General features: G+C 66.4%; 31 protein-coding genes and 1 riboswitch. Of the genes, 22 read left to right on the top strand and 9 right to left on the bottom strand.

Going from position 1 to position 26,141, the window contains the following annotated elements; translation table 11 throughout:
* Positions 1-4 precede the first annotated feature (4 nt).
* The 5 genes from FHS75_RS11805 (at position 5) to FHS75_RS11785 (ending at position 3,576) form a co-directional block, all read left to right on the top strand.
* Positions 5-1,312 carry a mechanosensitive ion channel family protein gene (locus FHS75_RS11805; protein WP_229735574.1) on the top strand — a complete coding sequence of 436 codons (1,308 nt, stop codon included), beginning with the start codon at positions 5-7 and terminating at the stop codon, positions 1,310-1,312.
* On the top strand, positions 1,309-1,869 hold the full coding sequence (locus tag FHS75_RS11800; protein ID WP_179407898.1) for a hypothetical protein: 561 nt from the start codon (positions 1,309-1,311) through the stop codon (positions 1,867-1,869). The genes FHS75_RS11805 and FHS75_RS11800 overlap by 4 nt, the downstream gene beginning before the upstream one ends.
* Before the next feature lie 81 nt (positions 1,870-1,950).
* Positions 1,951-2,412: a Dps family protein gene (locus FHS75_RS11795; protein ID WP_179407897.1), complete on the top strand. Its 462-nt coding sequence runs from the start codon at positions 1,951-1,953 to the stop codon at positions 2,410-2,412.
* Between the two features lie 70 nt (positions 2,413-2,482).
* Complete coding sequence (locus tag FHS75_RS11790) at positions 2,483-3,103, top strand: 6-phosphogluconolactonase (protein WP_179407896.1); 621 nt, start codon at positions 2,483-2,485, stop codon at positions 3,101-3,103.
* Positions 3,091-3,576 carry an NUDIX domain-containing protein gene (locus tag FHS75_RS11785; protein WP_179407895.1) on the top strand — a complete coding sequence of 162 codons (486 nt, stop codon included), beginning with the start codon at positions 3,091-3,093 and terminating at the stop codon, positions 3,574-3,576. Before FHS75_RS11790 ends, FHS75_RS11785 begins: the two co-directional genes overlap by 13 nt.
* Before the next feature lie 7 nt (positions 3,577-3,583).
* Here FHS75_RS11785 and dinB read toward each other — a convergent pair whose 3' ends face one another.
* Positions 3,584-4,711, bottom strand: a complete 1,128-nt coding sequence (gene dinB / locus FHS75_RS11780; protein ID WP_179408119.1) for a DNA polymerase IV — start codon at positions 4,709-4,711, stop codon at positions 3,584-3,586.
* An 81-nt stretch (positions 4,712-4,792) separates the two neighbouring features.
* Between dinB and FHS75_RS11775 the strand changes: the two genes are divergently transcribed.
* Both FHS75_RS11775 and FHS75_RS11770 read left to right on the top strand, forming a co-directional pair.
* Positions 4,793-6,064: a multidrug effflux MFS transporter gene (locus FHS75_RS11775; protein ID WP_179407894.1), complete on the top strand. Its 1,272-nt coding sequence runs from the start codon at positions 4,793-4,795 to the stop codon at positions 6,062-6,064.
* 5 nt (positions 6,065-6,069) lie between these two features.
* Entirely contained in the window at positions 6,070-7,542 is a 1,473-nt protein-coding gene (locus FHS75_RS11770) for a glycerol-3-phosphate dehydrogenase (protein ID WP_179408118.1), read from the top strand.
* On the opposite strand, the gene FHS75_RS11765 is transcribed toward FHS75_RS11770, so the two are convergent.
* The 4 genes from FHS75_RS11765 to crtY are packed head-to-tail and all read right to left on the bottom strand — an operon-like array spanning position 7,539 to position 11,758.
* Positions 7,539-8,492, bottom strand: a complete 954-nt coding sequence (locus FHS75_RS11765) for a phytoene/squalene synthase family protein (protein ID WP_179407893.1) — start codon at positions 8,490-8,492, stop codon at positions 7,539-7,541. The two genes, FHS75_RS11770 and FHS75_RS11765, sit on opposite strands and share 4 nt — an antisense overlap.
* Positions 8,493-8,505: 13 nt before the next feature.
* The gene (locus FHS75_RS11760; RefSeq protein ID WP_179407892.1) at positions 8,506-9,087 is read right to left on the bottom strand and encodes an LOG family protein; all 582 of its coding nucleotides are present in this window, start codon (positions 9,085-9,087) and stop codon (positions 8,506-8,508) included.
* Entirely contained in the window at positions 9,084-10,562 is a 1,479-nt protein-coding gene (locus tag FHS75_RS17895; RefSeq protein ID WP_179407891.1) for a phytoene desaturase, read from the bottom strand. Before FHS75_RS17895 ends, FHS75_RS11760 begins: the two co-directional genes overlap by 4 nt.
* Positions 10,559-11,758 (bottom strand): lycopene beta-cyclase CrtY, encoded by a 1,200-nt coding sequence (gene crtY / locus FHS75_RS11750; protein WP_229735573.1) that lies wholly within the window; start codon positions 11,756-11,758, stop codon positions 10,559-10,561. The genes FHS75_RS17895 and crtY overlap by 4 nt, the downstream gene beginning before the upstream one ends.
* A 132-nt stretch (positions 11,759-11,890) precedes the next feature.
* On the opposite strand from crtY, the gene FHS75_RS11745 reads away from it, so the two are divergent.
* Positions 11,891-12,766, top strand: a complete 876-nt coding sequence (locus FHS75_RS11745; RefSeq protein ID WP_179407890.1) for a MipA/OmpV family protein — start codon at positions 11,891-11,893, stop codon at positions 12,764-12,766.
* On the opposite strand, the gene FHS75_RS11740 is transcribed toward FHS75_RS11745, so the two are convergent.
* Positions 12,763-13,371, bottom strand: a complete 609-nt coding sequence (locus tag FHS75_RS11740; protein ID WP_179407889.1) for a uracil-DNA glycosylase family protein — start codon at positions 13,369-13,371, stop codon at positions 12,763-12,765. The two genes, FHS75_RS11745 and FHS75_RS11740, sit on opposite strands and share 4 nt — an antisense overlap.
* A 105-nt stretch (positions 13,372-13,476) precedes the next feature.
* Here FHS75_RS11740 and FHS75_RS11735 point away from each other — a divergent pair, with 105 nt between their 5' ends.
* From FHS75_RS11735 to FHS75_RS11710, 6 genes are all read left to right on the top strand, one after another.
* Entirely contained in the window at positions 13,477-15,297 is a 1,821-nt protein-coding gene (locus tag FHS75_RS11735; RefSeq protein ID WP_179407888.1) for a DUF885 domain-containing protein, read from the top strand.
* Positions 15,294-15,737 carry a hotdog fold thioesterase gene (locus FHS75_RS11730; protein WP_179407887.1) on the top strand — a complete coding sequence of 148 codons (444 nt, stop codon included), beginning with the start codon at positions 15,294-15,296 and terminating at the stop codon, positions 15,735-15,737. The genes FHS75_RS11735 and FHS75_RS11730 overlap by 4 nt, the downstream gene beginning before the upstream one ends.
* Before the next feature lie 98 nt (positions 15,738-15,835).
* Positions 15,836-16,234, top strand: a complete 399-nt coding sequence (locus FHS75_RS11725; protein ID WP_179407886.1) for a hypothetical protein — start codon at positions 15,836-15,838, stop codon at positions 16,232-16,234.
* A 69-nt stretch (positions 16,235-16,303) separates the two neighbouring features.
* Positions 16,304-16,414, top strand: a riboswitch (TPP riboswitch).
* Positions 16,415-16,468: 54 nt separating this feature from the next.
* Positions 16,469-18,352, top strand: coding sequence for a phosphomethylpyrimidine synthase ThiC (thiC, locus tag FHS75_RS11720; protein ID WP_179407885.1), 1,884 nt, complete (start codon positions 16,469-16,471; stop codon positions 18,350-18,352).
* A gap of 23 nt (positions 18,353-18,375) precedes the next feature.
* Positions 18,376-18,828, top strand: a complete 453-nt coding sequence (locus tag FHS75_RS11715) for a nuclear transport factor 2 family protein (RefSeq protein ID WP_179407884.1) — start codon at positions 18,376-18,378, stop codon at positions 18,826-18,828.
* Complete coding sequence (locus FHS75_RS11710; RefSeq protein WP_179407883.1) at positions 18,825-19,016, top strand: hypothetical protein; 192 nt, start codon at positions 18,825-18,827, stop codon at positions 19,014-19,016. Before FHS75_RS11715 ends, FHS75_RS11710 begins: the two co-directional genes overlap by 4 nt.
* Before the next feature lie 261 nt (positions 19,017-19,277).
* On the opposite strand, the gene FHS75_RS11705 is transcribed toward FHS75_RS11710, so the two are convergent.
* On the bottom strand, positions 19,278-20,930 hold the full coding sequence (locus FHS75_RS11705) for a hypothetical protein (protein ID WP_179407882.1): 1,653 nt from the start codon (positions 20,928-20,930) through the stop codon (positions 19,278-19,280).
* Positions 20,931-21,021: 91 nt separating this feature from the next.
* On the bottom strand, positions 21,022-21,624 hold the full coding sequence (locus tag FHS75_RS17890) for a DUF188 domain-containing protein (protein ID WP_229735572.1): 603 nt from the start codon (positions 21,622-21,624) through the stop codon (positions 21,022-21,024).
* Between the two features lie 76 nt (positions 21,625-21,700).
* Between FHS75_RS17890 and FHS75_RS11690 the strand changes: the two genes are divergently transcribed.
* The 4 genes from FHS75_RS11690 to FHS75_RS11675 all read left to right on the top strand — a co-directional run bounded on the left by FHS75_RS11690 (position 21,701) and on the right by FHS75_RS11675 (position 23,774).
* Positions 21,701-22,258 (top strand): hypothetical protein, encoded by a 558-nt coding sequence (locus FHS75_RS11690; protein WP_179407881.1) that lies wholly within the window; start codon positions 21,701-21,703, stop codon positions 22,256-22,258.
* Positions 22,259-22,750: 492 nt separating this feature from the next.
* Positions 22,751-22,963: a cold-shock protein gene (locus FHS75_RS11685; protein ID WP_179407880.1), complete on the top strand. Its 213-nt coding sequence runs from the start codon at positions 22,751-22,753 to the stop codon at positions 22,961-22,963.
* 79 nt (positions 22,964-23,042) lie between these two features.
* Positions 23,043-23,258 (top strand): hypothetical protein, encoded by a 216-nt coding sequence (locus FHS75_RS11680; protein WP_179407879.1) that lies wholly within the window; start codon positions 23,043-23,045, stop codon positions 23,256-23,258.
* Between the two features lie 66 nt (positions 23,259-23,324).
* The gene (locus tag FHS75_RS11675) at positions 23,325-23,774 is read left to right on the top strand and encodes a DUF3429 domain-containing protein (protein ID WP_179407878.1); all 450 of its coding nucleotides are present in this window, start codon (positions 23,325-23,327) and stop codon (positions 23,772-23,774) included.
* Here the strand turns inward: FHS75_RS11675 and FHS75_RS11670 are convergent.
* Positions 23,771-24,196, bottom strand: coding sequence for a hypothetical protein (locus FHS75_RS11670; RefSeq protein WP_179407877.1), 426 nt, complete (start codon positions 24,194-24,196; stop codon positions 23,771-23,773). The two genes, FHS75_RS11675 and FHS75_RS11670, sit on opposite strands and share 4 nt — an antisense overlap.
* A 136-nt stretch (positions 24,197-24,332) precedes the next feature.
* Here FHS75_RS11670 and FHS75_RS11665 point away from each other — a divergent pair, with 136 nt between their 5' ends.
* The 4 genes from FHS75_RS11665 to FHS75_RS11650 all read left to right on the top strand — a co-directional run bounded on the left by FHS75_RS11665 (position 24,333) and on the right by FHS75_RS11650 (position 26,131).
* Positions 24,333-24,866: a carboxymuconolactone decarboxylase family protein gene (locus tag FHS75_RS11665; protein ID WP_179407876.1), complete on the top strand. Its 534-nt coding sequence runs from the start codon at positions 24,333-24,335 to the stop codon at positions 24,864-24,866.
* 15 nt (positions 24,867-24,881) lie between these two features.
* The gene (locus FHS75_RS11660; protein ID WP_179407875.1) at positions 24,882-25,331 is read left to right on the top strand and encodes a COG3650 family protein; all 450 of its coding nucleotides are present in this window, start codon (positions 24,882-24,884) and stop codon (positions 25,329-25,331) included.
* 73 nt (positions 25,332-25,404) lie between these two features.
* Positions 25,405-25,695 carry a hypothetical protein gene (locus FHS75_RS11655; RefSeq protein WP_179407874.1) on the top strand — a complete coding sequence of 97 codons (291 nt, stop codon included), beginning with the start codon at positions 25,405-25,407 and terminating at the stop codon, positions 25,693-25,695.
* 70 nt (positions 25,696-25,765) lie between these two features.
* Positions 25,766-26,131 (top strand): DUF6491 family protein, encoded by a 366-nt coding sequence (locus FHS75_RS11650; protein ID WP_179407873.1) that lies wholly within the window; start codon positions 25,766-25,768, stop codon positions 26,129-26,131.
* The last annotated feature ends 10 nt before the right edge of the window (positions 26,132-26,141 follow it).

Below are 26,141 nucleotides of genomic sequence, written 5' to 3'. Positions count from 1 at the left end.
GGAGATGCCCATCCTCGACATGGAAGCCCTTATCGGACCGGTCGAACGGTTCTTCGCCGACTATCCGGCCATGCAGCCCGTCGCTGCCGTCACGGTGCTGCTGCTTGCGGCATTCGTTGCGAACTGGCTGGTGAAGAAGATTGTCGTCAGGCTCATCAAGAAGGCGGTTTCCGCGTCGAAGCTGCGCGACGAATCGCTGCATATCGGCGCGATGGTCACCCACCTTTCGAACGCGGTGCCCGCGCTGATCATCCAGCAGGGCGTCGAGGTGATTCCGGAGATACCGGACAAGGCCGTGACGATCGTCCAGAACGTGATGGCCGCGTTCATCATTTTCACGATAGCGCGTGCCGTTTCCGACGTCCTCGATCTCGTCAACGACACCTACGAGCAGCGTCCCGACGCCGCGAGCCGCCCGATCAAGGGCTATGTCCAGGTCGGCAAGATCCTTGTCTACGCGGGCGCGACGATCATGATGATCGCGGCGCTGATCGGGCAGTCGCCGCTGCTGCTGCTGTCGGGCCTCGGCGCGCTGGCGGCGGTGCTGATGCTGGTGTTCCGCGACACGATCCTGTCGCTCGTCGCGTCTGTCCAGCTTCGCTCGAACGACATGCTGCGCGTCGGCGACTGGATCGAGATGCCGCAGCTCAACGCCGACGGCGACGTGGTCGACATCGCGCTGCATACGGTGAAGGTGCAGAACTTCGACAAGACGATCACGTCGATCCCGACGCATCGCCTCATCTCCGATTCCTACCGCAACTGGCGCTCGATGCGCGAATGGGGCGGGCGGCGGATCAAGCGTGCGCTCTACATCGACCAGACGACCATCGGCTTCGTCTCGGGCGATGACTGGGAAGAGATGCGCCGCTTCTTCCTCCTGCGCCCCTACTGGGAGCGCAAGGAAGCCGAGCTTGCCGACTGGAACGCCAAGGTCGCCGAGCAGGGCGGCTGCAACGTCAACAAGCGAAGGCCGACGAACATCGGAACCTTCCGCGCCTATATCCTGGCCTATTTGTCGGCGCATCCGGACGTCAACCCGAAGGGCACCAAGCTCGTGCGCCAGCTCGATCCGGGGGAGAAGGGGCTGCCGCTGGAAATCTACTGCTTCACCGGCACCACCGCCTGGCCCGAGTACGAACGCATCCAGTCGGACATCTTCGACCACCTTATCGCCATTGCGCCCGAGTTCGGACTGCGCATCTTCCAGCACCCGAGCGGGCACGACCTGACACTTGCGATGCGCGACTTCGCCGCGCGCGAGGGCGCGGGCGGTGCGGAGACCGGCGAAACGGGGACGGGCGCGGCGTGAGCGCGTTCTACCTCACCCTGCTGGCGGTTGTGCTGACGGGGTGGGGCGCACGCGACCAGCTGGCGCTTGCTGGCATGACCGCGGCCGGCGGCAGGCGGCCCGCCGCGCTGGCCATTGCCTGCGTGCTGGCGGTGGCGACGGCGGCGGCAGCGGCTTTCGCGGCAACGCTGGTGGCGCCGGTCCTGCCGCCCGATGCGCGGCGCATGCTGGCGGCGATCGCGCTGGCGCTGTCGGGCGTGGAGCTCGTCTTCCTCGTTTCGGCGCGAAAGACGCCGCGCGAGCCGACACGCTCGCTGGGCGCCTTCGCCATCGTCGTGCTCGCCCACCAGCTTACCGATGCCGCGCGCTTCCTGGTCTTCGCGGTGGCGGTCGCGACCAACGCGCCGGTCCCGGCAGGCATCGCCGGGGCCGTGGGCGGCGTCGCGCTGCTTGCCATCGCATGGTTCGAGCCGGGAGTTCCCATGCATGGCAGCCGGACGGTCTTCCGCCGCATCGTCGGCGTCGTTCTCCTGCTGATCGCGAGCGGTATCGCCTTGAACGTGCTGGGATTTCTGTAATCGGCAAAACCGATTGAACTTTCCCTAATTATCGGCGTTATCTCTCATGACACTATCATGGATCAAGGAGGGACCTACCCCATGTCCAATCCGAAGGACAACGCCACCGCCGCTCTCGTCGACAGCCTCAACGGCCTTCTTGCCGATTATTTCGCGCTCTACATGAAGACCAAGAGCTTTCACTGGCACGTCGCCGGGCCGCAGTTCCGCGACCTTCACCTGCTGTTCGACGAACAGGCGCAGGAGATGTTCGCGCTGACCGACACGATTGCCGAGCGCGTGCGCAAGCTTGGCGGAGACACGCTCACCTCGATCGGCGCGATCGGCGGCAAGAGCACGATCAAGGACCAGAACGACACCTCGCTCAACGCGATGGACATGGTCCGGGAACTGCGTGACGACAACGCCGCGCTCGTCGCCTCGCTCAAGCGCGTCAAGGACGCCGCCGGCGAAGCGGGCGACAACGCCACCGACGGCCTGATCGACGACTGGACCGACGAGGCCGAGGAGCGCGTCTGGTTCCTCAGCCAGATCACCCGCTGATCCTCCCCCAAACGCCCACGCGAAAATCGGCCGGTTCCCCAGCGGGACCGGCCGATGCTATGTGAAGACAATGAGCACGCCCGTCATCGTCCGCGACGCCGATACCGCCGCCATCGCGACCTGGATCGAGGGCAGGCTGGGCACGGCCCTGCTGAAGAGCCCCGAAGGGATCGCGATTACCGTTCCGGGCGGATCGACGCCGTTTCCCATCCTGGAGAAACTGGCCGACGCGCCGCTCGACTGGCCGAAGATCGCGGTCTGGCCCGGCGACGACCGGCTCGTCCCCGAGGACCACGATGCCAGCAACGTCGGACGCATCCGGCAGGTGCTTTCGCCGGCGGGTGCGCGGATCGTTTCGCTCGAACACGTGGTGCGGGTGCCGCACTTCGCGCTCGCCTGGCTCGGCATGGGGGGCGACGGGCACATCGCATCGCTGTTCCCGAACACCGATCCGCGCGCCGACGATCCCGAACGCATCCGGCGCATCACGCCCGATCCGCTTCCGCCCGAAGCGCCTTTCGACCGTGTGACCATGACGATTCCGGCCCTGCTCGCCAGCGACGAGCTGCTCTTCGTCATTCGCGGAGAGGACAAGCGCGCGCTGTTCGAACAGGCCGCTGCGGGCGGGAACGACCTGCCGGTGGCGCGGCTGCTGGCCGCCGCGCGCCAGCCGGTCACATGCTTCGCCTGATCCGCGAAGCGGTTCCCGCTCCGGCATATCGCCTTCTTTTCGGCACCGCGCACGAGCTGCGCAAGGTCTGGTGGCGGCTCGCCCGGCCCCGGATCGAGGGCACGCGCGTGGTCGCGCTCGACGAAGCCGGGCGCGTGCTCCTCGTCCGTCATTCGTATGGATCGGCGGCGTGGATGCTGCCGGGCGGCGGCCTCGGGCGCGGGGAGGACATCGTCGCCGCCGCAACGCGCGAACTGGTCGAGGAAACAGGGGTGGCCCTGTCTTGCGGACGCCATGTCGACACCTACGAGGTCCGCCTCCACGGCGCGCGCAACACGGTACACATCGTGACCGGAACCGCCGCGGGCCTGCCGACGCCCGACGGCCGAGAAGTGACCGAGGCGCGCTACTTCGCGACCGGCGATCTTCCCGGCCCCATGCCCGCGATCATGCGCGACAACCTTGCCGCATGGATCGCCCGGGCCGGCGCGTAGGACCGCGTCAAAGCAGCCGCAGCTGGCCGTCCTTCGCCTCGCGCGGCGGCTCGCTTTCGCCGCGTTCGAGCGCCGACAGGGTCAGGCCGAGGAGGCGGATCGGGCGCGGCAGCGGCAGCACTTCGTCGAGCAGCGCATGCCCCGTTCTCGCGAACTCGGCCTTGCCCGATATCGCGCGCGGCAGCGATCTGGCGCGGGTGCGGATGGTGAAGTCGTTGAGCTTCAGCTTGAGCGTCACCGTGCGCCCGCGCGCCTCTGCCCGCTCGATGCGTTCCCAGACGATGTCGACGATGTTGTCGAGAGCCTCGCGCAGGTCTGCTCCCGTCGATATGTCCTGCGAGAACGTGCGTTCGCCGCCCACAGACTTGCGCTGGCGGTCGGGACGCACCTGCCGCAGGTCGATGCCGCGCGCGGCCCTGTAAAGGTAGTCGGCGAAGCTGCCGAAATGGGCGCGCAGGAACGGCAGGTCCTTCGCGGCCAGGTCCGCGCCCGTCTCGATACCGAGCGCCGCCATCTTCTCGGCGCCGCGCGGGCCGACGCCGTGAAAGCGCCGCACCGGCAGCGCCGCGACGAAAGTCGCGCCCTCGCCGGGGCGGATCACGCACAGGCCGTCGGGCTTGTTCTGGTCGCTGGCAAGCTTGGCGAGGAACTTGTTGTAGGAAACGCCGGCGCTCGCGGTCAGCCGCGTTTCCCTGGCGATCTGCGCGCGGATCAGCTGCGCGATGCGCGTTGCCGACCCGATGCCCTTCACGTCCTCGGTGACGTCGAGGTACGCCTCGTCGAGCGAGAGCGGCTCGACCAGCGGCGTGAACTCCCGGAATATCGCTCGGATCTGCTGCGAAACCTCGCGGTAGACGTCGAAGCGGGACTTGCGGAAGACAAGGTCGGGGCACAGCCGCGCCGCGCGCGAGGACGGCATCGCCGACTTCACGCCGAACGCGCGCGCCTCGTAGCTTGCCGCCGCCACCACGCCGCGCCCCGAAGAGCCGCCCACCGCCACCGGCTTGCCCCGCAGCGATGGATCGTCGCGCTGCTCGACGCTGGCGAAGAAGGCGTCCATGTCGACATGAATGATCTTGCGCAGTCCCTGCGCTTCGCCATCATCGTCGTCGTCGTCAGGAACCGGGGCGGTCATGTCGCCTTTATAGGGCAGGTTACGCACTTGCGGAATTTCCCTGCTGGCCCCCGCGCCGCCTTTCCTCCAAGAGCCCTTTCGATGACGAGAACAGACGTCCCCGCAGACGAGCCCTTTCCGATGGGCGAACGCGAATTCGTGATCCTCATGGCCTTCACGATCGCGCTGCTGGCGCTTGCCATCGACATGATGCTTCCCGCGCTCGCGGCGATCTCGTCCGATCTCGGCGTCTCCGATCCCAACGAGCGCCAGCTGGTCGTCGGGCTGTACCTCGTCGCCGCCGGGGCGGGATCGCTCTTTCCCGGCGTGCTGGCGGACAGGTTCGGGCGGCGACCGGTGCTGCTCGGCTCGCTCGGCGCCTACATCGTGCTGTCGCTGGCAAGCGCGGCGGTGACGAGTTTCGAGATGCTGCTGGCGGTGCGCTTCGCCATGGGGTTCATCACTTCGGGCCTGTTCGTGCTGCCGATGGCGATTATCCGCGACCGGTTCGAGGGCGACCGCATGGCGAGCGCGCAGTCGCTCGTCGGCATGGTCTTCATGGTCGTGCCGATGCTGGCGCCGACGGCGGGGCAGGCGGTCTATCTCGTCGCGGGCTGGCGGATGATCTTCGTCTCGATGGCGCTGATCGCGCTGCCGATGGCGCTGTGGGCCTGGTACCGCCTGCCCGAGACGCTGCGTCCCGAACACCGGCAGAAGATCCGGCCCGGCATCGTCGCGGTCAACATGTTCGCAGCGGTCACCCGGCGCGAGGCCTCGGGCTATTTCGTCGCCGCCTCGCTCATCCAGGGGGCGCTGTTCGGCTATATCAACAGTTCGCAGCAGCTCATCGCCGAGCACTTCGCGGCAGGTACGCTCTTCCCGATTATTTTCGGGGGCATGGCGCTGATGATGGCGGGTGCGAACTTCACCAATGCCCGCATCGTCGAGCGGTTCGGCGCGCGCCGTGTTTCGCAGACCGCCGTGCTGTTCTACATCGCCAACGGAGCGGTGATGCTGGCGCTGGTCGAGACCGGACTGGCGACGCTTTGGTCCTTCGTGCCGCTGATGACCGTCGCGATGGTGCTGATGGGCTTCACCAACGCCAACTTCCAGGCGATCGCGCTGCAGCCGTTCGGCCACATCGCCGGGGCGGCATCCTCGATCCAGGCGTGCCTGCGCATGACGCTTGGCGCGGTTCTCGGCACGCTGATCGGGCAGGCGTATGACGGGACGGCGCAGCCGCTGGCCCTCGCCCTGATCGCGGCGGGTGTGGGGTCGCTCGCGCTCGTCCTCTATTCCGAGCGCGGCAAGCTGTTCCGGCGGCTCTACCAGGTCCGGCCGCCGCGCCAGCCGTCGGACTGGCACAACCGGTGAGCGCGATGTTCGACCTTGCGGTGATCGGCGGCGGGGTCAACGGTGCGGGGATCGCGCGCGACGCGGCCGGGCGCGGCGCGAAGGTGCTGCTGCTCGAAGCGCGCGACCTGGCGAGCGGAACCTCGTCCGCCTCGACCAAGCTGATCCACGGCGGGCTGCGCTACCTCGAGCACTACGAGTTCGCGCTGGTGCGCGAGGCGCTGGGCGAGCGAGAGCGGCTGCTGGCGATCGCGCCGCACATCATGTGGCCGATGCGTTTCGTGCTGCCGCATCGCAAGGGACTGCGGCCCGCCTGGCTGCTGCGCCTCGGCCTGTTCCTCTACGACCACATCGGCGGGCGCAAGCGGCTTGCCGCCGCCGACACCGTGCGGCTCGATCGCCACCCGGCGGGCGCGCCGCTGAAGCCCGGCTTCCGCATTGGCTTCGAGTATTCGGACGGCTGGGTAGACGATGCGCGGCTCGTGGTGCTGAACGCGATCGACGCGCGCCGCCACGGGGCCGAAGTGAGAACGCGCACCGCGATGACGGCGGCGCGACGCGAAGGGGGCGGCTGGCGGATCGAGACGACGGGCGGCACCTTCCATGCCTCGGCGCTCGTCAACGCCGCCGGACCTGCGGTGCGCGAAGTCGTCGGCGAAGCTGGCGGCACGCCGCGCCACGGCATGCGGCTGGTGCGCGGATCGCACATCGTCGTGCGCAAGCTGTTCGACCACGACTACGCCTACTTCTTCCAGCTTCCCGACGGGCGCATCTTCTTCGCGATCCCCTACGAGTACGACTTCACCCTGATCGGCACGACCGATGCCGACCACGAAGGCCCGCTCGACCACATCCGCGCGAGCGACGCGGAAATCGCCTACCTGTGCGACGGGGCGAATCGCTACTTCGCGAAAGCCATCTCGCCCGCCGACGTGGTGTGGACCTACTCGGGCGTGCGTCCGCTGATCGACGACGGATCGGGAAAGCCCGAGGCAGCGACGCGCGGTTACAGGCTGGAGATGTCGGACGCGGCAGAGGGCGCGCCGCTGCTGTCGGTCTATGGCGGCAAGATCACGACCTATCGCCACCTCGCCGAGGACGCGGTGGGCATGCTCGCGGCGCGGCTGCCCGTGCTCGGGGGACCGGGCTGGACCGCCTCGCAGCCGTTGCCGGGCGGCGATTTGGCGGGTGATGCCGATGCGCTCGGGCACGAGCTTGCCGCGCGCCATCGCTTCCTTTCGCCGCGCGATGCGCACCGGATCGCGCATGCCTACGGCTCGCTTGCGCGCGGCTGGCTTGGCGAGGCGCAAGCGTGGAGCGACCTTGGCGAGCATTTCGGCGCGGGATTGAGCGAGGCCGAAGTCGAGTACCTGCGCCGCGAGGAATGGGCGCGGGAGGCAGAGGACATCCTGTGGCGTCGAACCAAGCTCGGCCTCCACATGAGCGAGGCGGAGCGCGACGGGCTGGCGCGGTGGATCGTGCAGAACCCGGCGCGCTAGTTCCGCGCCATTTCGATCAGCTCGCGCCGGGTCACCGGGGGAATCGGCGCGCTGCCGGGGCGGCGGAGCGCGTCGGCGAAGCCGCTGGCGACAAAGCGCAGCTTCTGCGCCTTCGTGGTGTAGACGCGGTGGTCCCAGGCGTGCTCGCCGCGCTCTTCGACCTCGCGGGCGATCGCGCCGTAGATGTTGGCGGCCGACAGGATCGCCCAGCGCTGGCGGAAGGTCAGGCGCGCCGCGCCCACCCGCGCCGATGCCTCGTAAACCGCCTCGAGGTCGCACAGCCGCCCGACCATCCCGACCAGTACCTTGCGGAAAGGCGGTTTCATGAGCTGGCCCGGCGGAATGTCGGCCTCGACCAGCCACTCGACGGGGAGGTAGCAGCGGCCCGCCGCGTCGTCCTCCCACACGTCGCGCGCAATGTTGGCGAGCTGGAAGGCGATACCCAGGTCGCACGCACGGTCGAGCGTATCCTCGTCGCCGGGCGGCACGCCCATCACCACCGCCATCATCACGCCGACGGCTCCTGCCACGTGGTAGCAATAGCGCAGCATGTCGGCCTCGCTGCGCGGCCGCCATTCGTCGGCATCGAGCGCGAATCCGTTGATCACGTCCTCGGCCATCTGCCGGGTGATGCCCGTCTCCTGCGCCAGGACGCCGAGCGCGTCGAAGGCGGGGCGGCCGGTCGGCTGGCCCGACAGCGCGCGGTCGGTCAGCGAGCGGATCGTGGCCAGCCGCTTGCCGGCATCGACCTGCGGGCCGAGCGCGTGGCCGTGGTCCTGCGCATCGGCAAGGTCGTCGCATACCCGGCACCAGGCATAGAGCAGCCAGACCCGTTCGCGCGTCGTGCGGTCGAACAGGCGGCTGGCGGCGGCGAAGCTTTTCGAGCCCCTCGCGATCGAGCGCGACGCATGGGCGACGAGCGACTGGCGGTCTGGGAAAGCGCCGGTCATTCCGGGAAAGGCGTCACAGGTCCTCCGCCTTCATGTCGAAGATCGGCTTCGAAGGCTCGAACGCGCGCATCCGGCCGAGCAGCATCGAAAGCTCGGTCTCGGCAAGGATGATGCCCTGGTGCACCGGCCGCACGAAGCCGACTTGCGCCATGTGCCGGTTGAAGGCGAGGAGGTGGTCGAAATACCCGAACGCGTTGAGCACGCCGACCGGCTTCATGTGATAGCCGAGCTGCGCCCAGCTTACCGCTTCCCACAACTCGTCCATGGTGCCGACGCCGCCGGGGATCGTCAGGAAGCCGTCCGAAAGGTCGGTGAAGCGGCGCTTGCGCTCGTGCATGTTCGCGACGACCTGCAAGTCGGTGCAATCGGTGTTGGCGACCTCGCCGGAGACGAGCGCCTCGGGGATGACGCCGATGACCTCGCCGCCCTCTGCCAGCGCTGCGCGCGCCACCGCGCCCATCAGCCCGAGCCGGCCGCCGCCGTAGACGATGCCGATGCCCTCGCCGGCAAGCGTGCGACCGACGTCTTCGGCAAGGTCGATGTAGCGCGGGTCCGCGGGCGTGGCCGACCCGCAGTAAACGGCAAGGCGCTTCACCGAAGATCCTCCAGCATCAGCTTGGCGGTGGCCTTGGCGCTGCCGACGACGCCCGGAATGCCCGCGCCCGGATGCGTGCCCGCGCCGACGAGGTAGAAGTTGCGCAGTTTCGCGTCGCGGTTGTGCCCGCGGAACCATGCGCTCTGCGTCAGGATCGGTTCTAGGCTGAAGGCGCTGCCCTTGTAGGCGTTTAGGTCGGCGGCGAAGTCCTTCGGGGCGTAGTGGAACTTGGTGACGATGCGGTCGTGGATGTCGGGAATGAGGCGGCGACCGACTTCGTCGAGCACGCGCTGCTCGATCATCGGTCCGGCCTGCTCCCAGTCGATCGGCAGCTTGCCCATGTGCGCGACCGGGATCAGCGCATAGAACGTGCTCTTGCCCGGCGGCGCCATCGACGGGTCGGTCACGGTCGGGTGGTGCAGGTAGATCGAGAAGTCCTGCGGCAGCACCCCGTGATCGTAGATGTCGGCGAGCAGTTCCTTGTAGCGGGGGCCGAACAGGATCATGTGGTGCTGGATGCCCGGCCAGCTTCCCTCGACGCCGAAATGGACGACGAACAGGCTGGGCGAGAACCGCTTGCCGGTCAGCGACTTGCCGTAATCGCGCCCGCGCGCGCTGTCGCCCAGCAGGTCGCGGTACGAATGGACGATGTCGGCGTTGCTGGCGACCGCGTCGAAGCGTTCGCGCCAGCCGCTCTCGGTCTCGACCTCGCTGACCGTGTCGCCCACGGTGTGGACCTGCCTGACCGCGTCGTCCAGCCGGATCGTGCCGCCGATCCGCTCGAACTGGGTGCACATCCCGGCGATCAGGCGGTTGGTGCCGCCCCTGGCCCACCACACGCCGCCGTCCTTTTCAAGCTTGTGGATCAGCGCGTAGATCGCGCTCGTCGTCATCGGGTTGCCGCCGACAAGCAGCGTGTGGAAAGACAGCGCCTGCCGCAGCTTCTCGTTCTTCACGTAGGACGAGACCATCGAGTAGACCGAACGCCACGCCTGGTTCTTGGCGAGCGCGGGCGCGGCCTTGATCATGTCGGTGAAGTTGAGGAACGGCTCGTGCCCCAGCTTCACGTAGCCTTCCTGGTAGACCGCTGCCGAATAGCGCAGGAACTCGTCGTAACCGGCAAGATCCTCGGGCGCGAGGCGGCCGATCTCCCGGCGCAGCGCCGGCTCGTCGTTCGAATAGTCGAAGTTCGTTCCGTCGGGCCAGTTGAGCCGGTAGAACGGGTTGACCGGCATCAGCGTGACGTCGTCGGCCATGTCGCGGCCCGAAAGCTGCCACAGCTCGCGCAGGCAATCGGGATCGGTGATGACGGTCGGCCCGGCATCGAAGGTGAAGCCGTCCTTTTCCCAGAAGTAGGCGCGGCCGCCCGGCTTGTCGCGCGCCTCGACGACGACCGTCTCTATGCCGGACGATTGCAGGCGGATGGCAAGCGCCAGCCCGCCGAACCCAGCCCCGACGACGCAGGCGCGCTTCATGGCCGACCGTCCAGCCGGGCGAGCGGGCGTCCGCCGCCCATGATGCTGAGCAGTGCCGAGAAGACCGAGACCGGGGGACGCCCCGTCAGGATGCGCGCGTGGTCCATCCGCGTCGAGCGCCCGGCGTAGAACCGCTCGATCAGCGGCTCGGGCAGGGTGTAGAACCTTTCCAGCATGCGATATCGTTCCTCGGGTTCGGCGGCCCCGTAGAGCATCCTTGACAGCATGCGGTTGAACCTTCCCCTCCGCCAGTGCGCCTTTGACCACCTGTAGCTCATTTCGGCAAGCGCCGCGCCCGACAGGTCCTTCATCCCCGCGACCTTGAGCGCGAAGCGCACCGCGTCGGGAAGCGAGTAGCTGGTCAGCGGATGGACCAGCGCGGCGCGGGTCCCGGCGCGGGCGGGCGCGTCGCCGCCGTGGGGCCAGAAGGTGTCGAAGTTGCCGTCGGCGATGACCGGCAGCGCCCCGCTTTCCTCGCGGATCACCTCGTAGACGCTCCACCCCCGGCTCTTGGCGTAATGATCGATCCGGTCGCGGATCACCGGCATGTCGATGTCGGGCGTGTCGGCGTAGTAGGTATCCTCGATGAAGATGTCGCGCTCCGAATAGGGCAGCACGTAGACGAAGCGGAAGCAGCCGTGCTGGGTGATGCGCGCATCCATCAGGATCGGACGCGACAGGCCGTGCGGGCGCGACAGGCGCAGCATCTGGCCGACGAACTTCTGCCAGCCGCCGCGCATGCCGGGCATCGCGGTGACGCCGCGCGCGTCGATGACGCCGCCAGCGTCGATCGATCTCCCGCCTTCGAGGATCACGCGGTCGCGCCAGGCTTCCCTGACCGTCTCGCCGCACATGATCGTGCCTTCGGGCAGCCGTTCGCGCAGCGCGGCGTCGAAGGATTCGTCGTTAATACTGAGGTAGGGCGTCGAAAGGATTCGCGTATGCGCGGGGAAGTGGACGAGGTAGCCGGGCCACTGCGTCGCCACCAGCGGATCGGTCAGCCAGCGGTCCTCAGGGCCGACGTCGGAGCGGAAGAACGACCAGACGTGGTTGCCGCCAAGGTGGTCGTCGCGCTCGATCAGCGCGACCGAAAGCTCGGGCCGGCGCTCGGTCAGCGCGAGCGCGATCAGCCCGCCTGCGAGGCCTCCGCCCAGAATGGCGATATCGATGTCGCGCCCCTGCATCGTTTCCGGCATTAGGCGTTCGCGGCGCGGCCCGCAACGCCGCACCTCGGCAAGGCGCTTGCAAGCGGGTATGGCGCTCCGGGCCGTTATCGTTGCAACCGGCGGCGTGCGGCGGCGTTGGAATACGAAAGACAGGGGATTTCCATGCGTTTCGCCCATTCCTTCGCCACCGCGGCCGCCGTCGCCGCGTTTTCCGCGCTCGTCACTGCCGCACCCGCGCAGGCACAGACGCGCGGCACCATCGACGGCGCGGTCGAGGAAAACATCTTCGACGGCGATCACATCACCATCGGCGCGGGCGTGCTCTACAACCCGAGCTACGACGGGTCGGACGATTACGTGGTCACCCCGATCCCGCTCATCCAGGGCAAGCTGGCGGGTATAGAGATCACCCCGCGCGCGGGCGGCATCGCGCTCGACTTCGTGCCCGATCCCGACGATGCGAAGGTGACTTTCTCGCTCGGCCCGGTGGCGTCCTACTCGGCGAACCGCAAGAACCAGATCGAGGACCCGGTGGTCCGCTCGGCAGGCAAGCTCAAGGCGGCCATCGAACTCGGCGTCAGCGCGGGCGTGACCATCGACCGGCTCTTCCACCAGTACGACAGCCTGAGTTTCGCGGTGGACACCAAGTGGGATGTCAACGGCGCGCACGGCGGCATGGTCGTCTCGCCGGGCGTCACATATGTCACGCCGCTCAACCGCGCGACGCTCGTCACCATCGGGGTGAGCACGAAGTACGTCGACGACGACTACGCGGACTACTATTTCAGCGTCTCTCCCGAACAGTCGGCGGCAAGCGGCCTGCCGCTCTACCGGGCCGACGGCGGGTTCGAGAGCGTGGGCGTCAACGTGTTCGGCGGATACGACCTCAACGGCAACATCCTCGACGGCGGCTTCGCGATCTTCGTGCTGGGCAGCTACAGCCGCATGCTCGGCGATGCGAAGGAGACGCCGTACACCTCGGTCCGGGGCAGCGCGAACCAGTGGGTCGCGGGCGCGGGGCTGGGCTACACCTTCTAGTCGCGCCGCAGCGCGGCCGATACGCGTTCGCGCAGCACCGGCAGAACCCCGGCTTCGAACCACGGGTGTTTCGCCATCCACAGGCGGCTGCGCCACGCCGGGTGCGGTAGCGGGAAGAGCCCCTCCGGCATCTCGCGCCAGCGCCGCACCGTTGCAGTCATCGACGGGCGCAGGGCAGGCGGCAGCCAGGCCTTCTGCGCGTATTGGCCGACCAGCAGGGTCAGCCGCACCGTGGGCATCGCGGCGAGCAGGCGATCGTGCCACAGCGGCGCGCATTCGCGACGCGGCGGCAGGTCCCCGCCCGTGCCCTTGCCCGGGTAGCACAGCCCCATCGGCATCAGCGCGACCTGTTCGGGATCGTAGAAATCCCTGCGCGACAGGCCCGTCCAGTCGCGCAGGCGGTCTCCGCTGTCGTCGTCCCACGAGATGCCGCTGGCGTGGACGCGGCTTCCGGGAGCCTGCCCGACGATGAGGACGCGCGCATCGCGCCCGGCCTGGATTATCGGGCGCACCCCGTGCGGCAGGTGCGCCTCGCATGCCCGGCAGGCGCGAATTTCTTCGAGGAGGTCCGCGATCATCCCGAACAGATGGAGGCGGCGTTGCATTTGCGCAACAAACGGATAGTCGTCGGTCCGTGCATTTCTTGCGATTATGGTAAACCGCGCCTATCTCGTCTCACACCGCATTTCGGACGAGAAGGAAATTCCCGCATGACCCGTCTTCGCAGCCTGCTCCTTTGCGCGGCAGCGCTCCCGCTTGTGCCGGGCGTCGCCCATGCCGACCACCACATGGCGGGCCATTCCGCGACCGCCGCCGAGCAGTCCGAGCACGACAAGCTTTTCGCGATCTTCGAAGCCGCCGACGAGGCGCAGCTCAGGCTCAATCCGATCTCGGGCATCTTTCGCGGCGACATGCGCTACGCCGACCGGCTCGGCGACTACCTGACCGACGAGTACAACGACGCCAGCCGCGCGCAGGCGCAGGCAAACCTCGACGCGCTGCAGGAGATCGACAAGGCGAAGCTCAGCTACACCGACAAGCTGGCCTACGACGTCTTCGCCTATAACATGCGCGAGGAACTCTCGAACTACACGCCGGATATACTCGCCCTCACCGAAGTGCGGCCGATCAACCACTTCTTCGGCTTCCACACCTACTACCCCAGCTTCGCCAGCGGTTCGGGCGCGGCGCCCTTCAAGACGGTCGAGGATTACGAGAACAATCTCAGCCGCCACGAAGACTACGTGAAGCTGATCGACCGTTCGATCGCCAAGTTCCGCGAGGGCATGGACAGCGGCGTTCTCGAAACCAAGCTGACGATCGGCAACGTCATCGAGCAGCTCGAGACCCAGGCTGCGCAGGACCTCGAGGAATCGCCCTACTGGGGTCCGGTGAAAGAGTTTCCGGAGGACTTCTCCGAGGCCGACAAGACGCGACTGACCGCCGAATACCGTGACAGCATCGCGGACGTCTATGCGGTGAACCAGCGCCTGCTTACCTTCCTCAAGGACGAATACTACGCGAAGGCGCGCGACAGCGTGGGCCTGTCGCAGATGAAGGGCGGCGAGGCGCTCTACCGCCAGATGATCGAGCAGACCACGACGCTGCCGCTCAGCCCCGACTACCTGCACAACCTCGGCCTCTCCGAAGTCGAGCGCATCACCGCCGAAATGGAGAAGGTGAAGGACGAAGTCGGCTTCGACGGCACGCTGCAGGAATTCTTCGACCACATCCGCACCGATCCGCAGTTCAAGCCGGAGAGCCGCGAGGCGCTGACCGAACGCTATTACGAAATCGGTCGCGAAGTGGATGCGCTGATCCCGCAATACTTCTCGACCGTGCCCAAGTCGGCGCTCGAGATCCGTCCCTACGAACCGTTCCGCGAGAAGCACCAGGCCGGTGGATCGTACCAGGGGGGCTCGCCCGACGGCGAAAGGCCGGGCGTGTTCTACTTCAACGCCTACGACCTGCCGAGCCGCACCACGCCGGGCGAAGTGACGCTCTACCTGCACGAAGGCGCACCGGGCCACCACTTCCAGATCAGCCTGGCGCAGGAAAACGAGGCGCTGCCGGCGTTCATGCGCTTCGGCGGCAACACCGCATTCGTCGAGGGCTGGGCGCTCTATTCCGAAACGCTCGGCTACCCGATGGGCCTGTTCGACGATCCCTACAGCCGCTTCGGCACGCTCGACGACGAGATGCTGCGCGCCATGCGGCTCGTGGTCGATACCGGCCTGCATTCCAAGGGCTGGACCCGCGAACAGGCGATCAAGTACATGCTCGACAATTCGAGCATGGGCGAGACCGACGCCACTGCCGAAGTCGAACGCTACATCGCGATCCCGAGCCAGGCGCTCGCCTACAAGGTCGGCGCGCTCAAGATCCAGGAACTGCGCGGCAAGGCGCAGGAAGCGCTCGGCGACGATTTCGACATCCGCGAATTCCACGAGCAGGTGCTCGGCACCGGGGCACTGCCGCTGCCGGTTCTCGAACAGAAGATCGACGACTGGATCGCGTCGAAGCAGGCATGAGCGATCCGGTCTGGTGGGGTGGCAGGGCTCCTTCGCCGGAAGCGCTCGACGCGCTGGGCGAAGGGACCATGACCGCCCACCTCGGCATCGAGTTCGTCGAGGCGGGTGACGACTGGGTGCGCGCGCGCATGCCGGTCGATGCCCGCACCCACCAGCCGTACGGGCGGCTGCACGGCGGCGCCTCGGTCGCGCTGGCCGAAACGGTGGGCTCGGTCGGGGCCGCGCACACCGTCGATCCCGAAAACTTCGCCGCCGTCGGCATGGAGATCAACGCCAACCACGTGCGCGGCGTGCGCGACGGCTGGGTCTACGCCACCGCGCGCCCCGAATCGCGCGGCCGCACGGCGCAGGTCTGGTCGATCCGCATCGAGGACGGGCAGGGCCGCCTCGTCTGCATCTCCCGCCTGACCGTGGCGGTGATCCCCCGCGACAGGGCCTGAGCGGGCGCGCGACCCCGCCTCCTTGCGAAGCACCCTCTGGACCTGCGCGCGACGGCTTGCCATTCTCTGCCGGAGGATGGGTAGGAGGACGATGCAGGATGCCTGAATTTTCGCTCGCGCCGGCGTGGACGGCGATGTTCCTGGGGCTCTTCGCCGTCGCATCGGCGGTGGGCGAGTTGCGGGTGGCGGGCCACTGGCAGAAGATGCTCGACGAGATCGGCCGGTCGCCTGCGCTGCAGATGATCACCGGGCTGCTCGAACTGTTCATCGGCGCGGCGATCTACCTTGCCAATCCGTGGGCCTCGCCCGACTGGCTGTCGAGCGCAATGAGCGTCGTCGGCGGGCTGATGATAATCGAGGCGCTGGTTATCCTCGCCTTCTCGGACGTCTACACCGCCTTCTGGCTGCGCCGGTTCGGGCCGCTTTCGAAGGTCTGGGTAATCCTTGCCATCGCCATCGGCGTCGCGCTGATCGCGGTATCCGTCCCGCGCTTCTGACCGCGCCGGACCGGGGCTGCGCTTCGGCGAACTCACTGGACGGACGGGCGTGCAGGCCCTATCTTGCGTATTCGAACCCCGGGGAGCCAGCAAACTGGCTGAGAGGTGCGGGTATGCTCCGCACGACCCGTCGAACCTGAACCCGTTAGGACGGGCGGAGGGAGTGGGCGGCCTTTCTCCAAAGCCACCGCTCCCCGAAACCCGGCCCCGGACCCTCGCAAGGAGCGCGAAGCCATGGCCGACATCAATTCCAAGCTCGAAATCGGCGTTACCACCGGCCCCATCCGGGGATCGCGGAAGATCTACGTCGGAGAGCGGCGCGTCGCCATGCGCGAGATCTCGCTCGAGCCGTCCTCGGGCGAGCCGCCGGTGCGCGTCTACGACACGTCCGGTCCCTATACCGATCCCGAGGCGGCGATCGACATCCAGGCGGGCCTGCCCGGCCTGCGCCGCGAATGGCAGATGGCGCGCGGCGATGTCGAGGCCTACGACGCGCGCGAGGTGCGGCCCGAGGACAACGGCCAGCTCGGCCCCGACCGCTCGGCAGGCGTCCCTGCCTTCCCCAACGTCGTGCGCCGCCCCCTGCGCGCGAAGGCAGGCGCGAACATCACCCAGATGCACTACGCGCGGAAGGGCATCGTCACGCCCGAGATGGAATACGTCGCCGAGCGCGAGAACCTCGGCCGCGCGGCGCTCAAGGACGTCGACCGCGACGGCGGCAATTCGTGGGGCGCGGCGATCCCCGACTTCGTCACGCCCGAATTCGTGCGCGACGAGGTGGCGCGGGGCCGGGCGATCATCCCGTCCAACGTCAACCACCCGGAGTGCGAGCCGATGGCGATCGGGCGCAACTTCCTCGTCAAGATCAACGCCAACATCGGCAACTCCGCCGTCGCCAGCGACGTGGCGCAGGAGGTCGAGAAGATGGTATGGTCGATCCGCTGGGGCGCGGACACGGTCATGGACCTTTCGACCGGCCGCAACATCCACGACACGCGCGAATGGATCATCCGCAACAGCCCCGTGCCCATCGGCACCGTGCCGATCTACCAGGCGCTGGAGAAGGTCGGCGGCATCGCCGAGGACCTGACGTGGGAGATCTTCCGCGACACCCTCGTCGAGCAGGCCGAGCAGGGCGTCGACTACTTCACGATCCACGCCGGCGTGCGCCTGCCCTACGTGCCGATGACGGCAAAGCGCGTCACCGGCATCGTCAGCCGCGGCGGCTCGATCATGGCCAAGTGGTGCCTCGCCCACCACAAGGAGAGCTTCCTCTACGAACGCTTCGACGAGATTACCGAGATCATGAAGGCCTACGACATCGCCTACTCGCTGGGCGACGGCCTGCGCCCCGGCTCCATCGCCGACGCCAACGACGAGGCGCAGTTCGCCGAGCTCTACACGCTGGGCGAGCTGACCAAGCGCGCCTGGGAGCAGGACGTACAGGTCATGATCGAAGGCCCCGGCCACGTGCCGATGCACAAGATCAAGGAGAACATGGACAAGCAGCTGGAGGCGTGCGGCGAGGCTCCGTTCTACACGCTCGGCCCGCTCGTCACCGATATCGCGCCCGGGTACGACCACATCACCAGCGGCATCGGCGCGGCGCAGATCGGGTGGTACGGCACCGCGATGCTCTGCTACGTCACGCCCAAGGAACACCTCGGCCTGCCCGACCGCGACGACGTGAAGGTCGGCGTCGTCACCTACAAGCTCGCCGCCCACGCGGCCGACCTTGCCAAGGGGCACCCGGCGGCCAAGGTGCGCGACGATGCGCTGTCGAAGGCGCGGTTCGAGTTCCGCTGGCGCGACCAGTTCAACCTCAGCCTCGATCCCGACACCGCCGAGCAGTACCATGACCAGACGCTGCCGGCGGAGGGCGCGAAGACCGCGCACTTCTGCTCGATGTGCGGGCCGAAGTTCTGCTCGATGAAGATCACGCAGGAAGTGCGCGACTTCGCGGCGAAGCAGAACGCGGACAGCTACCTCGCGAGCGAGAACATCCGGCGCGAGACTCCGCCCGAAGCGCGCGGGAACGCGGCCGAGGGCATGGAGGAAATGAGCCGCCGCTACCGCGAGGGCGGCGACCTCTACGTCCCCGCCGACAAGGCCGACTGACCGGACGGGAGGAGGCGCGCGCGATGACCGGAGAGACCGCGAGGGACCCTGGCGGAAACACCGAACGCAACCGCCGCCTCCTCACCGACGCGTTCGAGGGGCTGCGCACCGGAGACCCCTCGCGCTTCCTGCCGCTGTTCGCCGGGGACGTGTCGTGGAAGGTGATGGGCACCAGCGCCTGGTCGAAGGAGGCGCACGGGCTGGAAGCGGTGGAGCGCGACCTCGTCGCCCCGCTCTTCGCGCGGTTTTCCGGCCCCTACTGCAACATCCCCGAACTGGTGCTGGCCGACGGCGACCGCGTCGTCGTGCTGGCAAGGGGGCACGCCGTCACCACCGAGGGCGACACCTATGCCAACGACTACTGCTTCGTCTTCCGCCTGAGGGACGGCCAGATCGTCGAGGTGCGCGAGTACATGGACGGCAAACTGGCGGACGCAGTGCTGGGGGTTGGACCGAGGCCAAGTCCTGTAGGATGATGATCACGCAGGGGGTGCGGGATTATGCAGCGGAGCAGAACTCGGACAGCTATCTGGCGGGCGTGGGCGTCAGGCGCGAGACCCCGCCCGAAGCGCGCGGGAATGCCGAGGAAGGCATGGAAGAGATGTCGCGCCGCTACAAAGAGAAAGGCGAACGGCTATATCTGCCCGAAGAAGAGGTGGACTAAGGCGCGCTCGGGGTTGGGGGAGTTTGGAGCGCTCCCCCGGAGCGCGGCGACGCGCAAATCACAAATCGGTAAGGCGCATCGGGAGAAGGGCGATAAAATGTAATTGCCCTCAAATCGAAAAGGGAGCCACCTGACGGCGGCTCCCTTCCTATCGGTCGGGACCACCCACGAAGGAGTGGCCCCTGTAACGGATGCATATTTGGCAGAGCCTGCATCCTGCTCTACCGATCACATTAGGCACTGGCTTCACGCATTTCAAGATTACCGCTGGATAAAGTCTCCAAATTCATCGGAATGTTTTTTGAGCGCTGCTCGGCGTTGGTATGCGATGACAGCAATTCCAATCACTGCAGTGATCCCGGTGACGGCGGGGGCGGTCCATGTGGCGAGCGACCAGAATGCTCCAGTAAATATCAGGAGCAGTGCCACGACACTGCCTCGACCAAAAAAGAGCGGCAATTTCCTGACTTTATCACGTAACTGAAAATCTCGAGGAAGGCGACCGGTCATTGTCGCCCAATATATTGGTTTCATTACAGCCGCATCTGCAAAGAAACTGGTATGGGATCCAATTGGTAAAGGCGCAGCTGGCGGCAGTGCCTCGATATTGATTATCGCATCTCGACGGTCGGATGAATTTTTACGGAGACTGGAGATTTCCGAACTAATTGGATCAAAGCGAGACCAAAAATTCACAATGCGAGCTTCCGCTTTTGATTGTGGTATTGCAAATGGAGGGAGATCTACAGCCAGCCGCTGTTCCTCAATTAAGCGACTATAGCGGTGCGAGAACGAGCTGTCCGTTTGGAAAAGATAAAAAATGCGGTCGACAGGCGAGCCTACGGTGAAGACATATTTCACCTTGGCGAGGGCTGATATACGAGCTTTCGCCTCAGCATCGTCGGTTATCAACGCAAGGCGGCCCTCCCGCAACAAGGCCTCGGACGCAATAGATGTCCCGAGGCTATGCCCAATCACTACACATTCCTGGCACCTCGGGTCAGAGGTAACCCTTCTGAGCAAACTCTGTCCGTATTTCACGACCCTGTCTTTGGCCTGAAAGCGTTCGCCACGCTCGGTGTCAGCTGTCCATGCAACGACATCTAATACATAGCTGTCACCTTTGGCATAAAGGTATCCACCCAAGATCAGCCCAATGGCAGAGGCAGTCGCGTCAAATGAGTACAGATGGTTTAGTCTGAAGCCAAAATCATAAAAATTAGCAAGAAAATTTGAAAATGAGCGAGCTATTATTAAAATTATAAAAACGCTGCAAGCCGTAACTATGGACGCGTAAAAACTTAAAGAGTAGTTATAAGACCTAAATTTATATTTCCACCTATCGATCGCTTGGAGGTCGCCCGAGATTCTTTTCGAGCAAAATTCCCTAAATTCAGTAAAAGAACCCTTACGATAAGTCGATCTATTTTCCCAGTTTTCGAAGTCTCGATATGCCCGTTCGATCCTTTGAGCTTGAGCCTGAGTGATACCCTGTCCAATTAATCTATGAAGATGCGATAGTCGTAGACCGGGGAAAGCTCTCCATCGTGAGAAAAGCACAACGAGAGGGTTAAGAAGGCGCTTGATCAGCCAAAACGCTAGGAACAGAGCGTTGGCTCGCCCGCCTGATTCCGGGGCCCAGTAAGCCTCATAGATTCTTATGTTTTTGGCAACCCGAGGTTTACCGGCTACTTCGATCACCCTCTTAAAGCTCACATAATGAGTGGGTTCCTGATCACCAAGCAAATCACTACCATATGTAAAGTCGCGTGGCTTCCCAATCTGGTCCTTACCTTGGCGTTCTCCGAACCTATCGAAGTAGTCCAGAAACTGGGCGAGTGAGACATGACGTCGGGGGTTTCCAATCCCGTGAAAGTAGATGACGGCGGTGTAAGCCTTCGGGTCACGTTTCATTTGAGCACGACTGCCTCAGTTGTTGTCCAACAGGAACGTGAATAGGCGTTATTTCCGCATTTCACACTAAGGGGTTTAGGCGACACGCTACCTATTTCCCCATCCCCACCAGCACCCGGTCCAGCGCCTGCAAGAACCGCGACCGGTCCGCCTTGCCGAACGGCGGCGGGCCGCCTCCGACCCCGTCCATCCCGGCGCGCAGGTCTTCCATGATGGCGCGCGTCGCAATCGCGCTGCCGATGCTCGCCGCGTCGAATTCGCGCCCGTCGTGTTTCAGCACGCGCGCGCCTGCTTTCAGGCAGCGTTCGGCCAGCAATATGTCGCCCGTCACCACGACGCTGCGCTCGTCGGCGTGCTCCGCGATCCAGTCGTCCGCCGCGTCGTATTTCGGGCCCTCAGACGCCGGGCGCTGGGAGTGTCCCGGCTCTGCCGGTTCAGCTTCGCTTCCCGGCCCGCTTGGCTGCGGCCTGACCGGCCGGGGCGCGGTCGCGCTTGCGGGCGACTGGTCGTCGCCCGAGATGTGTTCGGCATAGCCATCCACCACCACGCGCCTGACCCGCTCGCTCACCGGCACGCGGAAGGGACTGTTACTGACCACGCGGACGTGGGCCTCGTGCCGGTCGGCCACCCGGTAGACTTCTTCCTTCACCGGGCAGGCATCGGCATCGACTAGGATGGTGACGGGTTTGCTCATGCCGGGGTACTAGCCCAGGGGGACGGCGTGCCCAAAACCCTTTCCTACTCCGCCGAAATCTGACTTATCCTTGCCGATGAGCACGGACGAGAAGGACCCCGCGCGCGAGGGTGCGCTGGTGGAAGTCGAGACGGTCGCGGGCGAGGTCCTGCGGCGGGACGGGTGGACGCGGGCGCGGCAGGGGGCGTTCCTGCGGGCGCTGGCGAGCACGCACAGCGTCTCCGCCGCCGCACGGGCGGCGGGCAAGAGCCGGCAGTCGGCCTACAAGCTGCGCGCGCGGCTGAAGGGCCAGCCGTTCGACCTTGCCTGGGACGCCGCGTTCCAGTCCGCGTTCGACCGGCTGGCCGAGGCGGCGATGGACCGCGCGCTCAACGGTGTCGAGGTTCCGCATTTCCACAAGGGCGAGCTTGTCGGCACCTCGCGCCGCTACGACGAGCGGCTGACCATCGCGCTCTTCCGCCTGCGCGAAAGCTTCCTGCGCGCGCCCGGCCCTGCCCGCTGCGAATCCGCCGCCTACGAACCGGAGGACTTTCGCGGCCTGCTCGAACGCGTCGAAAAGGGCACGGCGACCTGGGAGGACGAATTCGCGAAGGACGAGGCGGAGGGCTGGGATTCGCTCGACTGCGAGGAGTGATGCGAAGCGCAGACCTGTCAACTTCGCCCCGGCCCCCCGAAACCCGCGCGTTCAGGGGCTTTGCGCGGGTTCAGGGCAGGGTGACACGGTGTCGCCTTTGTCAACTTTAGAGGTTTTTGATCGACTGACGTCGATGACGGCACCGGCCCTCTCCCCCACCCGGCCACCCAACGGCAGTATTCTATGGGTGGCCGGGTGGGGGAGAGGGCCGGTGCCGCGCCAGCGAAGCTGGCCTGACAAGGAAATGATTCCGGTGCCGCATCGACGTCAGTCGATCGAACAAATCCTCCCGATTAGGCAATCGCCGGGTGCTGTGCTATGCTCCGCGCGCTGACGTCGGGATTTGCGACGGACTTCGAAATTTGCGCTCCGCCGTTTGCCCTCGGGCCCCGGCGTTAACCGGACGACGACTTCCCTTTCGATGACGATTTGACGCACGACTCGCAGGCATGTCGCCCGCGGGAAACTCTCCGTTCTCGAAAGGAACAGTACATGGCCAAGACCGGCACCGTGAAATTCTTCAACGCAGACAAGGGCTACGGCTTCATCCAGCCCGACGACGGCTCGAACGACAGCTTCGTCCACATCACCGCCGTGCAGGCCGCCGGCATGCACACGCTCGATAAGGACCAGCGCCTCAACTACGAGATCGAGCAGGGCCGCAACGGCAAGGAAAGCGCCGTCAACCTCAGCGCCGCCGACTGACGGGAAGACTCGCAAAGGCCCTCCGCGTCGCCAGGGTGCGGCGCGGGGGGTTCCTTCCCTGCAACACCGGAGGCCCGACATGGCCCAGACCATAGAATTCTACGACCAGCGCGCCGCCGAAGCGCGCGCCGAAGCCGAAGCCGCCACGCTCGCCAACGTGCGCGACCGTGCGCTGCGCTCGGCCAAATCGTGGCAGGAACTGGCCGACCAGGCCCGCTACGTCGCCAAGGAGCGCGAAAAGTACGAGCGCGAACGCATCGCGCGGCGCGAGGACGAGGCGCAGGCGGCGAACTGACGCTGCCCGGACCGCCCGGTCCGACAAGGGATGCACCGGCGGCGCGGGGCCGCTAAGGGTGCGGGCATGACGCCGATCCCACCGTACCCCCGCGCACTCGGTTTCGCCGGGCTCCTGCCGCAGCTCGCCTGCCTCCTGGCCGCATGGTTCGGCCCGCCCGAGTGGCGCTGGTCGGCACTGGCGATCGGGTGGGGATATGCCGCGCTGATCTTCTCGTTCCTCGGCGGACTGTGGTGGGGCATCGCCGCATCGCGCATGCACGAGGGCGAACGGGTGCCGGGGTGGCTGTGGATCGCCTCGGTCGTGCCCAGCGTGGTCGCGCTGGCCAGCTACATACCATGGGTCTTCGGCGAGGAATGGCCCGGCCCGTCGCTGGTGGTGCTCGGCCTTGCCATCATGGCGAGCCTAGCAGTCGACCGCCGCATCGCGCCGTCCGCGCCGTACTGGTGGATGGCGCTGCGCGTGCCCCTGTCGTTCGGCCTCGGCCTGTCGACGCTGCTGCTGGCGTTCGCCTAGCGGATCGCGGCGAGGCGGGGCCTGGGAAGCTCGACCGGTTCGGCCGCTTCCAGCGCGGCTTCGGCGTCGGCGAGGATCGCCGCTTCGTCGAGCGCGATTGCGGGCTCTACGGGAGCGGCGGCAGGTTCGGGCAGCGGGGCGGGCGGTTCCACGCGCAGGTCGGCGAGGCCGAGGCGCTCGTACTGCGGCTCGGGCATGCGATCCGCGAAGTGCCGCTCGGGAAGCGGCGGGGGCGAAAGGTCGATGGGGCCGCGATCGACGAATTCGTAGGTCGTCGCGGTTTCGATCTGCGCCGGCTCGATCCGGTCGCGCCACCATTCGCGCTCGCCCATCTTCATCGTGGTCGGCGTGGCCGATGCGGTAAGCAGCCCCAGGGCGACACCCCCGGCGACGGCGGTGAACAGGATTCGGTTCGGTATCATCTCGTTTCGCCTCTTCGCGGCAGGTTCGTCCGTCTTGCCAAATCAACGACTTGGCCGGCATCCGGTTCCGTTCGCTTTGCGCGCGCGCGGTTTCGCGATAGGCTGCGCGCCAAGACAGACCACGAAGGAGAGAGACATGCGCGTAGATCTGGAGATGAAGCCGGGGCAGCCGATGCCGGACCTGTCCGAAAAGTACATGCCCGAGCTTGCGCGGGCCGGCGGCGCATTCGGCCTTGCGCCCTACAGGCATTCGAAACTGCCGCTGCGCATGTTCGAGGCCTGCCGCATCGCGACGGCGGTGATCAACGGCTGCATCGTGTGCAAGAACTGGCGCGCCGAACGGGACTGCAGCTACCTCGGCTGCGACGTCAGCCGTCTGGGCGAAGCGCCGGACGAGGCGATGTACGAGGCGGTGCTGGCGGGCGATCTCTCCACGCTGACCGAGCGCGAGCAGCTTGCGGTGCGCTACTCCCAGCGGATGGGCACCGAGCCGGAGGCACTGGCCGCCGACGAGGATTTCTGGACCGAGTTCAAGAGCCAGTTCACCGACGAGGAAATCGTCGACCTGACCTACAGCGTTGCGGCCTGGATGGCGCTCGGCCGGGTGACCCACGTGCTCGGCGTCGACGTGGCATGCCGTCTTCCCACGCATGAAAAGCAGGCGGCCTGAAGCCCAACGCGCCCCTTGCAACCGAGACATCGAGCAGAAGTCGCGATCGCGGCTGCCCTCGCCCTCGCCGCCTGCCAGTCCGGCGGCGGCGAGCCGGGGGTGCCGGGCGACAGCGCCGACAAGCAGCCCTTCGGCGCCATCGGGCGCAACGAGATCGTGAAGTTCACCGGGACCGAGCCCTTCTGGGGCGGTGAAGTCAAGGGCACCGCGCTGACCTATACCACGCCCGAGGACATGGAGGGCGAGACGATAACGGTCGAACGGTTCGCCGGGCGCGGCGGCCTTTCGTTCAGCGGCATGCTTGGCGGCGAACCTTTCGACATGATGGTGACGCAGGCCGAATGCAGCGACGGCATGTCGGACAGGACCTATCCCTTCACCGTCACGCTGGAAGTGGCAGGCGGCAACCGGCAAGGTTGCGCCTGGTCCGAAGCAAGTCCCTACACCGGCCCGGAAAGTCCCTGAAACTCGCGGTTCGGGAACGCGGAGGCGTTTCCGGGGTTTCCCAATGCGATCTCGATCGACATGGAGACCGACGGTGGCCGGACGACAGGTACAATTGCCCGAACTCATGTTTCGCGCCTGGCTGCTTGGCTTCGATGCCCTGACGGTGGTCTGGCTGCGTTCGGTCCGGATCGGAGCCGGTGGCGCGGTTGCCGAGCGCGAGGCGCGGCGCATGGTCGGTGAGAAAGTCTCGGCCGCTGCCGAGGCGCAATGGCGGCTGGCAAGCGGCGCGTTCGGCCTCGCACCGCTGTCTATCTTCTCGGGTTTGATGCAGTTCTACGCGCCGCGCGTACGCTCGAACCGTCGTCGCCTGACCCGAAAATAGGGGAACATCGCGGCGTGGTGCCGCGTTGATCCGGAAAGAGGGACCCGCGACACCCCACCGGAGAGACGCCATGAACCCTGTGAAATTCCTTCCCGCCGCCGTCGCCGCCATGCTGCTGGGCGGATGCGCTGCCTATGAGAACGAGCCCGAAGCGGCTTACGCCGCGAGCGGTGAGCGGCAGTGCTTCTTCTTGTCGCAGGTCAACGGCTACAACTACGTCGGCAATGACCAGGTACGCGTTTCGACCGGCCCCGGCGAAGACTACCTCTTCGAAACCTTCGGTCCCTGCCCGGATCTGGCTTTCGCCGAATCGCTGGCGTTCGACCAGAATGGCCCAGGGCAGATCTGCAACGGCATCGATGTCGACCTGATCGTGCCGGGCGCGATCGGGCCGCAAAGATGCGCGGTCCGCATGATCCGCAAGCTTCCTGACTAGGCGCCGTCGC

Source organism: Novosphingobium marinum (genome assembly GCF_013408095.1).
Taxonomy (GTDB): domain Bacteria; phylum Pseudomonadota; class Alphaproteobacteria; order Sphingomonadales; family Sphingomonadaceae; genus Novosphingobium; species Novosphingobium marinum.
Note: the sequence above shows the minus strand (reverse complement) of the source record. Positions and strands in the feature narration are given on the sequence as shown.